Source organism: Rhodovulum sp. DZ06, from assembly GCF_050586345.1.
Taxonomy (GTDB): Bacteria; Pseudomonadota; Alphaproteobacteria; order Rhodobacterales; family Rhodobacteraceae; genus JBOCEF01.
Window position 1 is genome coordinate 60,055 of record NZ_JBOCEF010000022.1, and the last position, 12,647, is coordinate 72,701.

The 12,647-nt window shown below is 76.1% G+C and carries 11 protein-coding genes; 3 read left to right on the top strand and 8 right to left on the bottom strand.

Annotated features, from left to right (window positions below; translation table 11 throughout):
• Window positions 1–146: 146 nt before the first annotated feature.
• From ACQ5SO_RS11555 to ACQ5SO_RS11575, 5 genes are all read right to left on the bottom strand, one after another.
• Window positions 147–1,361, bottom strand: a complete 1,215-nt coding sequence (locus tag ACQ5SO_RS11555; RefSeq protein WP_430941756.1) for a polysaccharide pyruvyl transferase family protein — start codon at window positions 1,359–1,361, stop codon at window positions 147–149.
• Between the two features lie 11 nt (window positions 1,362–1,372).
• Window positions 1,373–2,776, bottom strand: a complete 1,404-nt coding sequence (locus tag ACQ5SO_RS11560) for a flippase (RefSeq protein WP_430941757.1) — start codon at window positions 2,774–2,776, stop codon at window positions 1,373–1,375.
• On the bottom strand, window positions 2,773–4,011 hold the full coding sequence (locus ACQ5SO_RS11565; RefSeq protein ID WP_430941758.1) for a nitroreductase family protein: 1,239 nt from the start codon (window positions 4,009–4,011) through the stop codon (window positions 2,773–2,775). The genes ACQ5SO_RS11560 and ACQ5SO_RS11565 overlap by 4 nt, the downstream gene beginning before the upstream one ends.
• A 454-nt stretch (window positions 4,012–4,465) precedes the next feature.
• Entirely contained in the window at window positions 4,466–5,338 is an 873-nt protein-coding gene (locus ACQ5SO_RS11570) for a hypothetical protein (RefSeq protein ID WP_430941759.1), read from the bottom strand.
• Between the two features lie 195 nt (window positions 5,339–5,533).
• Complete coding sequence (locus ACQ5SO_RS11575) at window positions 5,534–6,769, bottom strand: S8 family serine peptidase (protein WP_430941760.1); 1,236 nt, start codon at window positions 6,767–6,769, stop codon at window positions 5,534–5,536.
• Window positions 6,770–6,970: 201 nt separating this feature from the next.
• Here ACQ5SO_RS11575 and ACQ5SO_RS11580 point away from each other — a divergent pair, with 201 nt between their 5' ends.
• A complete protein-coding gene (locus ACQ5SO_RS11580; protein WP_430941761.1) occupies window positions 6,971–7,567 on the top strand; it encodes a hypothetical protein in 597 nt (198 codons plus the stop codon).
• A 60-nt stretch (window positions 7,568–7,627) separates the two neighbouring features.
• Here ACQ5SO_RS11580 and ACQ5SO_RS11585 read toward each other — a convergent pair whose 3' ends face one another.
• Entirely contained in the window at window positions 7,628–8,188 is a 561-nt protein-coding gene (locus ACQ5SO_RS11585) for an RNA polymerase sigma factor (RefSeq protein WP_430941762.1), read from the bottom strand.
• Between the two features lie 266 nt (window positions 8,189–8,454).
• Between ACQ5SO_RS11585 and ACQ5SO_RS11590 the strand changes: the two genes are divergently transcribed.
• Window positions 8,455–9,291 (top strand): universal stress protein, encoded by an 837-nt coding sequence (locus ACQ5SO_RS11590; protein WP_430941763.1) that lies wholly within the window; start codon window positions 8,455–8,457, stop codon window positions 9,289–9,291.
• A gap of 122 nt (window positions 9,292–9,413) precedes the next feature.
• Here the strand turns inward: ACQ5SO_RS11590 and ACQ5SO_RS11595 are convergent, their stop codons facing one another.
• Both ACQ5SO_RS11595 and ACQ5SO_RS11600 read right to left on the bottom strand, forming a co-directional pair.
• Window positions 9,414–10,310 (bottom strand): zinc-binding dehydrogenase, encoded by an 897-nt coding sequence (locus tag ACQ5SO_RS11595; RefSeq protein WP_430941764.1) that lies wholly within the window; start codon window positions 10,308–10,310, stop codon window positions 9,414–9,416.
• Between the two features lie 8 nt (window positions 10,311–10,318).
• A complete protein-coding gene (locus ACQ5SO_RS11600) occupies window positions 10,319–10,453 on the bottom strand; it encodes a hypothetical protein (protein WP_430941765.1) in 135 nt (44 codons plus the stop codon).
• Between the two features lie 244 nt (window positions 10,454–10,697).
• On the opposite strand from ACQ5SO_RS11600, the gene ACQ5SO_RS11605 reads away from it, so the two are divergent.
• On the top strand, window positions 10,698–12,332 hold the full coding sequence (locus tag ACQ5SO_RS11605; protein WP_430941766.1) for a flavin-containing monooxygenase: 1,635 nt from the start codon (window positions 10,698–10,700) through the stop codon (window positions 12,330–12,332).
• Window positions 12,333–12,647: the final 315 nt, after the last annotated feature.

Genomic DNA, 12,647 nt, shown 5'->3' on the forward strand with positions numbered 1-12,647 from the left:
TGTTCCTGTTCCGTGACGCGTGGGGGAGACGCGGACTGCGCCGCACTCTAGCGCGCCGGGCGGCGGGGGGAACCCGTGTTCCGGCGCCGCGGGGGGGGGGAGGCCGCCCCCCGCCCCGCCCGGCGGTTCCGCCGCCCGCCCAACCGTCAGCCCGCCGCGCCGCCAGCCCCCGCGCCCGCGCCGACGCCCGCGGCGAGGCGCGCGGCGACATCCGCCCACATCCGGTCCAGTTCGGCGATCCGCCGGTCGGCGGCGGCGGCGATGCGGGCGCGGGCGGCGGCGTTCGCCCCCGGCGCCAGCGCCGCGCGCACCCGGGCCGCCATCTCCCCCGGCCCTTCCCCCGGCCCCAGCATCGCGCCCGCGCAGTCGAGGTCGCGCATCAGCTCGTCATACTTGTGCGACCAGCCGATCCCGAGGCAGGGAACCCCGCAGGACAGCGCCGCGACCAGCGCGTGAAAGCGCGACCCGACCACCAGCGCCGCCCGCGACAGGATGCGCTTGAGCGCCAGCGGGTCGGCCTCCTCGACGATCGCCGCCGCCGCATCCGCGCCGAAGCCCGGCAGGTCCGCCAGCCGCCCGGCCAGCGCCGCCGCCAGCGCCCGGTCCTCGCCCCGCGCGTCATGGACCACGATGCGCACCGGCCGGGCCTCCGCCGCCGCCGCCCGCGCCGCGGCCTCGAGCAGCGAAAGATACGCGCCCTCGTCCCGCCCGCCCTGGTCGAGCATCCGCACGTTCGGCACCAGGATCAGCGGCGCGTCGGGGGCGGCCGCCACCCGCTCCACCCCCACAGGCAGGGTCATGTCGGGGCAGAGCGCGAGGGTCCCCGCCCCCGGCGCCGCCCGCCGCGCATGGGACAGCGAGACGCCGTCGCGCGCATAGATCACGTCCGCGGCGGCGGCGGTGCGGGCGAAGGCAGCGCGGGTGCGCGGGGTCTCGAACGGCCCCAGCGCCTGGGGCAGCAGGATCACCGGCTTGCCGCGGGCGCGGTACCACTCGGCGAGGCGCGCGAAATCCTCGGTCGGGCGCGGCCCCCACTGGTCGGTGTAGGAGAACCCCGCCAGGTCCACCAGCGCGTCCACCCGCCCCAGCGGGACATGGCCGAAGGACCGGGCGGCGACGGGCGCCAACGCCGCCGAGGCCGCGATCTGCAGCGCCAGCCCGGGGCGGAAGAAGCGCCCGCCCATCCAGCCGCGCCGCCAGAGCAGGGTCTCGAACCCCGCCCGCTCCTCCGCGGTTCCGACGCAGGCGTCGAGCGCGAAGCGCGCCCCCGGCAGGCGCGCCGACAGCTCCTGCACCGTCACCTCCAGCATCTTGCGCGCGCCGCGATTGGCGAACTGGCCGCCGTGAAGCTCGATCAGCATCCCCGTCTCCCTCAGCGGTCCGGTCCCGCGCCAGTCCCGGCGCCGTCCCCGGCCCCATTCCCGGCTCCACCGTGGGCCCCACCCTGGGTCCCACCCTGGGTCCCGGCGCCCGCCCCCCGCCGCGCCCGGCGCAGGACGATCCCCGGCAGGCGCAGCGGGACCAGCAGGCTGCGGCCCATGGCATGGGCCAGCGGCCGGGTCCCGGCATGGGCGTAGAACGCGATCCACCCCGCCCCGGCATAGGACGCGACGGTCGCCGCCGCCGCCCCCATCGGCCCGCAGGCCGGGATCAGCGCCAGGTTCAGCGCCACGTTCAGCGCCGCCCCCAGCCCGTGCGACAGCAGCGAGAGCGCGAACAGCTCCTCGATCACCATCCACTTGCTGGCCACCACCCGCAGCGCCATGAAGATGCCCCCGGCGACATGCAGCTGCAGCACCGGCGCCGCGGCGGCGTAATCGGGCCCGAAGGCGATCCCGACCGCAAGCCCCGCCCCCAGCGCGATCGCCGCCATCGCCGCCCAGGACAGCAGCGCGATCCGGTCCAGCAGCCCCCGCACCGCCCCGAGATAGGCCCCCCGGTCCCGGTCGCGCAGCTCGGCCAGGTCCGGGAAGGCCGCGGTGGCGACCATCGCGGGCACGAAATGCCACAGCTCGGACAGCCGCGCCGCGGCGGCGTAGACGCCGACCTCGGCCGTGCCGCGCATCTGCCCCAGCATCACCTGGTCGATCTTCAGGTTCGCCGTGGCGAAGCCCGCCGACAGCGCCAGGATCCAGGACCGGCGCAGCAGCTCGCCCGCCGCCCGGCGCGAGGGGGCCAGCGGCGGCGCCCCGCCCCGCCGCCTGAGCGCGAGGAACAGCATCCCCCCCGCCGCGATCTCGGCCGCGTGGATCGCGGCGATGCCGACCATCCCCGCCCCCGACAGCGCCGCCGCAGCCCGCCCGCCGGCGAACAGGATCGCGACCCCCGCCTGCCCCGCGGCGATGGCGGTGAAGCGCCGCCGCGCCTCCATCGCCAGCGCGCAGACCTGGAAGGCGCGGAAGGTCTCGCCCGCCAGCAGCACGAAGGCGGCGAGGTGCAGCCCCGGCTCGTCCGGCTTCAGGACCAGGATCGCCGCGCCGCCCAGCCCCAGCGCGACCGCCCCGGCCCCGAGACGGGCGAGCAGCGCGGTCCCGGCATATTCCCCCTCGCGCCCCGGCGCCTTCAGGATCGCGCGCACCAGGATGGCGTTCAGCCCCATCTCGGTCAGCGGCGCGAACAGGGCGGCGAGCGCCAGCGCGAAGCTCAGCGCCCCGAACTCCACGGGCCCGAGGCTGCGGCTGACCGCGGCCACGGCCCCGAGCCCCGCGAGCAGCGAGAGCGCGCGGCTCGCGACCAGCGCGGCCGAGGCCGAGAGCAGTCCGCGCCGCCCGCTCATGCGCGCGCCGGGCCGCCCGGGGCCGGGGCGGCATCGGGACCCGACGCCGGGTCGGGGGCGGACGCCGGGGCGGAACCGGAGGCCGGGGCGGGACCCGACGCCGGGGCGGAACCGGACCCCGTTCCGGCGCCCGCCGCGCCGTCGGCGCCGCCCGCCGCGGCCGGGTCCGGCCCGTCATAGCTGCGCCACAGGTCCATCGACACCTTGGCCGAGGACGGGATCATCCCCCCCTCCAGCGGCAGGCCGACGGCGATCAGCATCACCACCCGCTCATCGGGCGCGAGGCCGATCTCCGCGCGCATCCGGCGCTCCTGCTTCGGCACGTCGGGCCAGTTGATGGGGCAGGAGGCGAGGCCGACCGTCTCCAGCGCGTACATGAAGCTCATCGCCGCGAGGCCGCCGTCGACATAGATCAGCCGCCGGTCGCGGGCATGGGGATAGGCGCGCATCCGCCCGACCAGGGCGACGATGCAGGGCATCCCCTCGGTGAAGCCGCCGGCGCCGCCCGCCAGCGCCGCGATCCGCTGCGCGCGGGCGGGGCTGTCGAACACCCGGAACTGCAGCGGCTGGCGGTTGCAGGCGCTGGGGCTGAGCCGCGCGATGTCGAGCGCGGCGTCGATCTGCGCCCGCGGCGGCGGATCGGGGCGGAACCAGCGGACCGAGCGGCGGCGGCGGGCCAGCGCCGCCAGCGCGCCGGGCCCCACCGGCGGCGCGCCCGGCGCCGGGCGCGGAAAGGGCAGGCGCGGGCCGTCGCCGGGCCAGGGATGCAGCGCGGGCGCGGGGCCCGCGGGGGGCGGCGGGGCGGCGCGGAACGCGGCCTCGGCCCGCGCGATCGCCGGGTCCTCGCCCACCGCGTCGAAATAGGCCGCCATCACGTCATGGGCCCAGCGGAGCTCCTCGGCGTCCACCCCGCCGCGCGCGGCGGCGGCGTAGGCGGCGGCGGTCTCCTCGATGTAGTCGAGGCCGAACACCGCCCGCCGCCCGGGCATCGAGAGGCCCTTCTCCAGCCGGTGGATGGCGCGGCGCAGGTGGTAATGGGTCGCTTCTTTCCCGTCCCGGTTGGCCTGGTGCATGACCCGTCCGGCGAGGACGGCGCGGATCTCGCCGAGATAGCCCCCGGGCAGCGCCCGCGCGGCCCGCGGCGTGGCCGCCGCCCGCCCCAGCGCGTCGAGCCCGCGTTCGATCGCCGGCCCGAGCGCCCGGCGCAGCGCGCGGCGAGGGTTGAACAGGGTCATCGGGGCGTCTCCGGGGGCAGGTCAGGGGGCATGTCTGCGGGCATGTCTGCGGGCGGGTCTCTGGGCGGGTCGTCGGCCGGGCTCCGGGGCGGCGTCCGAGGGGGCGGCGACGCCGCGCGGCGGGGGTTGTCCATGGGTCGCGGGTTCGGGCCGGGAATGCAAGCGCCCCGGGGCCGCGGGGGGGCCGGGGCGATGGACGCGCGCCGCCCGTCGCCGGGGCCGCCAAGGGCGCGCGCGCGCAAACGAGAGGGAGAGCGCGCGCGCAAAGGCCCCCCGCGCCGACGCGCGGGGGGCCTGCCGGCCCCGGCGGGGTTGGGGCCCGTTTCCCCGCCGGGGCCGGCCGCGCCCGACCCGCCGCCTCCCCCGCGCCCGGCAGGCCGTGCATCCGGCCGGGCGCCCACGCACGGGGCGGCGGATCGGAGCGGCGGGGGGCGCCTCGCCCCCCCGCCGCGCCTCAGCCCTTGCGGCGCCCGCGCAGCCCCAGCGCGAACAGCCCCGCGGCCAGCAGCGCCGCGGGCGCCGGCAGCGGCACGTCGGCCCGGGCCCCCTCGAACACGATCGGCTCGCCGAAGATCACGTCGTCCATCACCACCGCGTCGCCGGCGCCGAAGCTTCCGTTCTGCAGCAGCGCCGCGGTCCCGGCGTCGATCGACACCCGCGCGATCTGCGGGTCGTCCAGCACGAGGCCGATGAAGGACAGGCCCGCATTCCCGGTCTGGGGCGAGGTCAGCGTCTCGATCAGCGCGCCGTTGAAGTCATAGAACTCCATCAGCACGCTGTCGGATTCCACGTCCGTGAACACCATGCCGAAGCCGCGCACCGCGGCGTGGATGGTCTGGTCCAGCGGGTCATAGAACTCCACGTCGAAGGTGGTGCCGCCCACCGGGGCGAAGAGGCGCTCGGGGCTGAAGGGGGTGAACCCGTTCGTGAATCCGAAGGCCGCGGGGGCCGGCTGGTCCGGGCCGTTGTCGGCGGCGGCCGAGCTGATCATGAAGCTGGTGGTGTCGCCGGTCGCCTCGAACTCGATCCCGCGGGCGCGGGGGGCCGCGTCGCCGTTGAAGAAATCCCCGGGGAACAGGTTCGGGTCGGCGACGGCGGCCGGGGCGCCGTCCCAGTTGATCTCGCGCCGCCCGTTCGGGTCGGCGTTGATCGGCGCGTTGGGGTTGAGCGGGCCGAGCGCCGCGCGGAAATCATCGACCAGCCCCTGGATCGAGGCCGCGTCCGGCCCGGCGCCCGAGAACACCACCGCGGCGGCGGGCTGGGCCGAGAGGGCGCCGAGGACGGCGGCGCAGAGGGCGGCGGCGGGAAAGCGCATTTTCGAAATCATGGTGAACTTCCTTGCTGTGTGGCGGCCGGACGCGCCGGCCATGTCCCTTGGTCGGGCGACGGGACGCGGGGGTTCAAAAGTTTTTCGCGCCCCCGGCGAAAAACCCGCAACCCGCTGCAGTGCAAAGAAAAAGCCCCCGCCGAAAGGCAGGGGCCGGGGGTCGCGGACCCGTCCGGGGCGGCCCCGGGGGGGGGCCTAGCCGCCGCAGCCGCGCGGCGCGCGCAACAGGCCCGCGCCGTAATCCGGGTCCGGGCCGGGGGCCCCGAGATCGCGCGCCTCGGCCCCCAGCGCCGCGCGCACCGCCGCCGGGGCCGCGCCGTAAAGGCCCCGGTCCGACGCGATCCGCGCCGCCACGAAGGGCACGGCGATGGAGGTGCCGGTGGCGAAGCCCTCGCGCCCGCCGACCCGCACCTTCACGTCCACCCCCGGCGCCGCCACGTCCACGTAATCGCCGCGCACCGCCCGGTCCCAGATCGCGCCGCCCGCATCCACCGCCGTCGCCGCCACCACGTTGCCGAGCGCGGCCGGATAGCGCGGATCGGCCGCCGCGCCGTCATTGCCGACCGCCGCCACCAGCGTCACGCCCCGCGCCCGCGCCACGTCCACCCCGCGATCCAGCAGCTTGTTGTAGGGGCCGGCGAGGCTCACGTTCACCAGCCGCACCCCCTGCGCCGTCATCCAGTCGAGGCCGCGCAGCACGTCGTCCACCCCCGCCTCGGCCTCGCCGCGCGCAGACACCCCGATCACCGCGGCGGCATAGAGGGTCACGCCGCTCAGCCGCCGCGGGTCGGTCAGCACCGCCGCCACCTGGTCGCCATGGGGGATGTCCGCCGCCGGGCCGCGGTGGAAGGCGGCGGAGATCACCCGCACGCCGCGCAGCTCGGGCAGGTCCGGCGTCACCGCCGCGTCCAGCATCCCGATCGGCCCCGCCGCCGCGCAGGCGCCCCCGGCCCAGCCCAGCATCCCGTTGGCGTAGTCGAGCGGGTCGGCCGCGTCCTGCGCCGCCGCCGCGTCCCCGGCCGCGCCCGCCGCGCCTGCCGCGGGGCGGTAGGCGTGGTTGACCCCCGCGGTGGCGGAGGGCTCGATCCGCTCCAGCGCCGCGATGGCCTCGGCCCCGGTCAGCGGCGCGGGGAAGGTGTAGCGCTGCATCACCAGCGACAGGCCCGGCAGCTCCTCCTGCCCCCGCAGCGCGAAGCCGCCGGGGGCCGCGCCGGCGCGCAGCCGCGCCGCGGCGGCGGCGCCCGGCAGCAGCACGACCATCTCGCGCGCGTCCACCACCTGCGCGGCGCCGGCGCGGATCACCGCCTGAGGCGGCGGGTTCAACTCGAAATCCGGCGGCGGCGGCGGCGCGGCGCAGGCGGCGAGGCCGAGCGAGAGGGCGAGCGCGGCGAAGGGCGGGGCCGCGGCGGGGCGGCGGGGATCAATCTGCATCATGCCTCTTCGTCGCGCCCGGGCGGGGCCCGGTTCAAAGGTTTCGGCGAAAAGGTTAACGCATCCGGCCGCCGCCGCCGGGCAAGAAATTTTTGAACCGCGCCGCACCGCCCTGCGACCAATCCGAAAGGACCGCGCCGGGGCGGTTCACCCGCGGGCCGAAATCTGGAAGATGGTCCCGGGACGCAGTGGAGACGCGCCATGGACGAGATCGACGACGACGACCGGCTGGCCGCCTGGCTGCAGGGGCGCCTCGCGCCCGCGGAGCGCGCGGCGTTCGAGGCCCGGCTTGCGTCCGACCCCGCCCTTCGGGCCGAGGCCGAGACCCTGCGCGCCGCCGCCGCCGCGCTCGGCGCCGCCGCCCCGCCCGCGGGCGCGAAGGCGGCGGGCTGGGCGCGCCTCTCGGCCGCGATCGAGGATGACCGGCGCATGACCCCCGCCAACAGCAACCGGCGCGCGGGGCTGCTGCGCATGGCCGCGGCGGCGGCGCTCGCCGTCGGGGCCTGGCAGGTCGCCGTCGTGCCGAACCTGCCCGCGTCCTGGACCGGGGGCGGCGGCTACGCCCCCGTCACCGCGCCCGCCCCGACGGAGGGCCCGACCCTGCGCGTCGCCTTCGCGCCCGGCGCCGCGGCGGCGCAGATCACCGCGCTGTTGCAGGAGGTCGGCGCCGAGGTGACGGGCGGGCCCGGGGCGCTCGGCCTCTACCGCCTGCGCTTCGCGGACGCGGCCGCGCGGGACGCCGCCGCCGAAACCCTCGCCGCCCGCACCGCGCTGGTCGTCGCGGTGGCGCCGGACTGAGGCGGGCCGGGGCGGCCCGGAGCGGCCCGGGGCGGACGGACGCGCGCGCCCTCGCCCCCCTCAGCCCGGGCGCCCGAGGCAGCGCATCAGCGCCTTCTTGGCATGGTGGATGCGGGTCTTGACGGTGCCCACGGGCACGCCCTCGCGCGCGGCGACGTCCGGGTAGGGCAGGTCCTCGAAGAACGCCAGCCGCACCGCCGCCCGCTGCGCCTCGGTCAAGCGCGCAAGGCAGGCGCGCACCCGCGCGGCGTCCTGCGCCGCCTCCAGCACCGCGGCGGGGCCGGGCGCCTCGTCGGCGCGCTCCGGCGTCTCGTCGGTGAAGGACAGCCGCCCGGACCGGCGCGCCCGGTCCACCAGCTTGTTGCGGGCGATGGCGAAGATCCAGGTGCGCGCCGCGCTGCGCCCCGAGAACGCCCCCGCCTTGCGCCAGACCTCCAGCATCGCGTCCTGAACCGCGTCCGCCGCCGCCGCCTCGTCGCCCGCGCGCAGCCGCGCGAAGGCGAACAGCGCGTCGTGGTGCCGCTCGTAGAGCGCGCGCATCGCGGCCTTGTCGCCGCGCGCGATCCGCGCCAGCAGCAGCCGGTCATCCGCATCCCCTGGCTGGTCCCCTGGCGTGCCCATGCTCATCCCGCGCCGCGGCGCCGCGCCCGCCGCGCGGTCCGGTTCCGTCCCCCTCCTTGGGATACCCCGGCGCGGGGCCGGGCGCCAAGCGCGCCGGCCGGGGCCGCGGCGAAAGGCGCCGCGGGCGCGGCCCGCCCCCCGCCGCGGGACGGCGGCCGCAATCGGGGGGTGCATTTCGCCGCGCCCGCCCCCCCTTAGAATGGCGCCCCCCGGCGCCTATCTCGGAACCGGACCCACAAGACGGATGCAGACAAGGGAGACACGTCATGCCCGCGACCCCCATCGCCTCGATCCTCATCGCCTCGGACCTCTCTGCCCGCTCGGACCGCGCGTTGCAGCGCGGCTTCCGCCTCGCGCGCGCGCTGGGGGCCAAGGTCTCGGTGGTCGCGGCGGTCGATGACGACGCGCCCGGGCCGCTGTCCTCCGAGATCGCGGCGAAGACCCGCGCCCATCTCTCGGCCGCCGCGGCCCAGCTGGCCGGGGACGTGCCGCACGAGGTGAAGGTGGAGACGGGCGACCCCGTCTCGCTGCTGCTCGCGCATGTCAACGCGGGGGGGCATGACCTCGCCGTCTTCGGGCGCCACCGCAGCCGCGGCGCGCTCGACGGGCTGCGGCCCTCGACCGTGGAAAGCGTGCTCTCCCATGCCCGCATCCCGGCGCTGATCGCCGCGGGGCCGGTGCATGACGGCTACGCGCGGGCGCTGGCGGCCACCGGGTTCTCGCCCGCCTGCCTGCGCGCCGCGACGCTGGCCCGCGCGCTCGCCCCGGGGGCCGAGCTGCGGGTGGCGCACATGTGGACGGCCCCGTTCGAGGGGCTGTCGGGGGGCGCCGACTCGCCCATGTCCCGCGCCGTGAAGGCCGAGACCGAGGCGCAGGCCGCCGCCTGGGCCGCGGGCGCCGGCGAGGCGCTGCCGCAGGTGGAGCTGAGCCATGGCGGGCTCGGGGCCGGGCTGCACGGGGTGATCGCCGCGTTCAAGCCCGACCTGCTGGCCATCGGCGCGCATACCCGCAGCCTGTCGTTCACCGGCCTCGGCGGCTTCGCGGCCGAGCTGCTGCGCGACCCGCCCTGCGATCTGCTGATCACCCGCGGCGCGGCGGGCTGATCCCCGCGGGGGGGGAGGGGGCGCCCCCCCCTTCGACCGAAACGGCGCCCCGCCCCTCGCGGGCGGCGCGCCGCGCCCGCCGGGGGACCGGCCCCGGCCCCCGGCGTCCCCCCGCCGCCCGGTCAGGCGGCGAGGATCACCTTCATCGCCCCCTCGCGGCCCGCGTTCTTGAACACCTCGTAGGCCTCGAGCATCTGCGACAGCGCGAAGCGGTGGGTGATCAGCGCGCCCGGGTCGATCTGCCCCGCGCCCACGCTCTTCATCAGCATCTGCGTGGTGTTGGTGTTCACCAGCCCGGTCGAGATGGTGATGTTGCGGATCCACAGCTTCTCGAGCGCGAGGTCCACCTTGGTCCCGTGCACGCCGATATTGGCGATCCGCCCGCCCGGGGCGATCACGTCCTGGCAGAGCTCGAAGGTCGCGGGCACGCCCACCGCCTCCATCGCCACGTCGACGCCGACCCCGTCGGTCATCGCCAGCACCTTCTCCGCGGCGCCGCCCCCGGAGACGTCGATCGTGTCCGTCGCCCCGAACTGCCGCGCCAGCGCCAGCCGCCCGGCATCCATGTCGAGCATGATGATCTTCGCCGGGCTGTAGAACCGCGCCGTCAGCAGCGCCGCCATCCCCACCGGCCCGGCGCCGACGATGGCCACGCTGTCGCCCGGGCCGACCTGGCCGTTGAGCACGCCGATCTCGAACCCCGTCGGCAGGATGTCCGAGAGCATCACCAGCGCCTCCTCGTCCATCCCCTCGGGGATCTTGTGCAGGCTGAAATCGCCGTGCGGGATGCGCACGTACTCGGCCTGGGTCCCGTCCACCAGGCGCCCCAGCCGCCAGCCGCCGCCGCCGGTGCAATGGGCGTGCATCCCCTTGCGGCAGTTGGTGCAGGACCCGCAGGCGGTGATGCAGGCGATCAGCACCCGGTCGCCGGGGACCAGCCCGCGGATCCCGCCGCCCACCGCCTCGACCACGCCGACGCCGTCGTGCCCCAGGGTCTGCCCCGGCTCCACCGTCGGCACGTCCCCCTTCAGGATGTGCAGGCGGCGCCGCAGATCGTGGTGGCGGTGATCCGCACGATCACGTCCGTCGGCTCCTGGATCTCGGGCTTGGGCTTGTCGACCCAAGCCTTGCGGCCCTCGCCGTCATAGACCAGCGCTTTCATCTCTCTCTCCTCCCGGCTTGTCCGCGCCATCATCCGGCGCGGGGGGAGGGAGAGGATCGGCCGCGCCCGCGCCGCCGGTCTTGAAGGTTCCGGGGCCTCGCGTTGAACATTCCGGCGCCCCCCGTTTCGTTCAAAACCCGCCGCGGGATCGTTCAAGACCCCGCCATGCCCCCGTCCCTAGCGTGAAGGGGACGGCGCGTTCCGGGAGGGAACCGCGCCGCGACCAACAGGGAGGACGCAAGACATGACCAGGACGATCGACGCGCTGGTGATCGGCGCCGGGGTGGCCGGGCTCTACCAGCTCTGGCAGCTGCGCCGCGACGGGCTGAACGTGCACGGGGTGGACGCCGCCTCGGACGTGGGCGGGACGTGGTACTGGAACCGCTACCCGGGGGCCAAGTTCGACAGCGAAAGCTATATCTACCAGTACCTGTTCGACGAGGCGCTCTACAAGGGCTGGACCTGGTCCGAACGCTTCCCCGCCCAGCCGGAAATCGAGCGCTGGATGCATTACGTCGCCGACACGCTCGACCTGCGCCGCGATTTCACCTTCAACGCCAGGGTGCTCTCGGCCGACTGGGACCCGTCCCGCGGCCGCTGGACCGTGCGCACCTCGGACGGCGAGGTCTATGACGCGCAGTTCGTGATCGGCTGCACCGGGATGCTCTCGGCCCCGCTCGAGAACCGCTTCGAAGGCCAGGCCGATTTCAAGGGAACCATCGTCCACACCGCCCGCTATCCGAAGGAGGGCATCGACGTCGCCGGCAAGAAGGTCGGCGTCATCGGCATCGGCGCCACCGGCATCCAGGTGATCCAGACCATCGCCCCCGAGGTCGGCGAGATGACCGTCTTCGTGCGCACGCCGCAATACGTGCTGCCGATGAAGAACCCCAAATACGGCCCCGCCGAGGCCGCCGCCTACAAGGCCCGCTGGGAGGAGCTCACGGCCAACCTGCCCCGCACCTTCACCGGGTTCGAGTACGATTTCGAACATACCTGGGCCGAGCTCACCCCCGACCAGCGCCGCGCGGTGCTGGAGGAAATCCACGCCGACGGCTCGCTGAAGCTCTGGCTCGCCAGTTTCGCCGAGATGTTCTTCGACGAAGAGGTCTCCGCCGAAATCTCCGCCTTCGTGCGCGAGAAGATGGCCGCGCGGCTCGAGGACCCGGCCCTGATCGACACCCTCGTCCCCAAGCCCGGCGATTACGGCTTCGGCACCCACCGCGTGCCGCTCGAGACCAATTACCTCGAGGTCTACAAGCAGCCCAACGTCCACGCCGTCCCGGTCAAGGACAACCCGATCGAACGGATCGTGCCCGAGGGCGTGAAGCTCGCCGACGGCACGGTGCACGCGCTCGACGTCATCATCATGGCCGTGGGCTTCGACGCCGGGTCGGGCGCGCTGGCGCGGATCGACATCACCGGGCGGGACGGGATGAAGCTGCGCGAGGAGTGGGAGAAGGACATCCGCACCACCTACGGCCTCCAGAAGCACGGCTTCCCGAACCTGTTCATGACCGGCGCCCCCCTCGCCCCCTCGGCGGCGCTGTGCAACATGACCACCTGCCTGCAGCAGCAGACGGAATGGGTGACCGGCGCGATCCGGGCGCTGCGCGAGAAGGGCGCCGACGTGATCGAGCCGACGGCGGAGGGCGAGGACGCCTGGGTCCGCCACCATGACGAGACCGCCAACGCCACGCTGATCGCGAAGACCAACAGCTGGTACACCGGCTCCAACGTGCCGGGCAAACCGCGGCGGGTGCTGTCCTATACCGGCGGCGTCGGGACCTATCGGCAGAAATGCGAGGACGAGGCCGCCGCGGGCTATCCCGCCTTCGCCATGTCCCGCGCCGAAGCGGCGGTCGAACCGGCCGAGTGACGGACGCAAGGTCCCGGCCCCCCGTCACGGGCGGGGCCGGGGCCGCGGCCCGGGACTCCGCCCGAACCGCAGACCTGGCCGCAGACCGGTCCGCCGCCGCTTCCCTGCAGGGCGGCGGGCCCGGGCGCGGGGCCCTCTTCCCGTGGCCCCTCGCCCACCCCGCGCGGCGCGCCCCCCCGGCGACAGATCCCCCCGGGACGGCGCGCGCCGCGCGGCCCGTACCGCCGCCCAACAGCATTGGGAGGGGGGGCGGGGGGGCGGCCTGCTGCAGGAGTCGCGTGGGACGAAGGCGCCGGAACGTCCCCACGCCCCGCA